The organism is Streptobacillus felis, assembly GCF_001559775.1.
Classification (GTDB): domain Bacteria; phylum Fusobacteriota; class Fusobacteriia; order Fusobacteriales; family Leptotrichiaceae; genus Streptobacillus; species Streptobacillus felis.
The window spans coordinates 1-298 of sequence record NZ_LOHX01000280.1; the positions used below are offsets into that span (position 1 = coordinate 1).

Consider the following 298-nt stretch of genomic DNA (forward strand, 5'->3'; position numbering starts at 1 on the left):
AAGGAGCATTAGGGATAGAAGGAGGTTATACTATTTAATATGAAAAGAATACTAATATTAATAATGATATTTACTGGAATAATTTTATTTCCTAATGAGAAAAAGATAACAGGACCAAGATATAGACTTGAAGGTTCTGTAGGAGTATTTAGTAGCAATAAAGCTTTAAATAGAGATAGAAAAACATTTTCATCAATAACTATAGGATTATTACCAGAATGGAAAGTAGATTTAAATAAGAAATTTGATATAACATTTGGACCAAAGATAGGAGCAAAGGTTTCTTACTATAAGACAA

At 26.8% G+C, this 298-nt stretch carries 1 pseudogene; it reads left to right on the plus strand.

From position 1 onward, the window contains the following. Positions 1-39 precede the first annotated feature (39 nt). A pseudogene (locus AYC60_RS04745) lies at positions 40-298 on the plus strand (hypothetical protein); the annotation flags it as partial.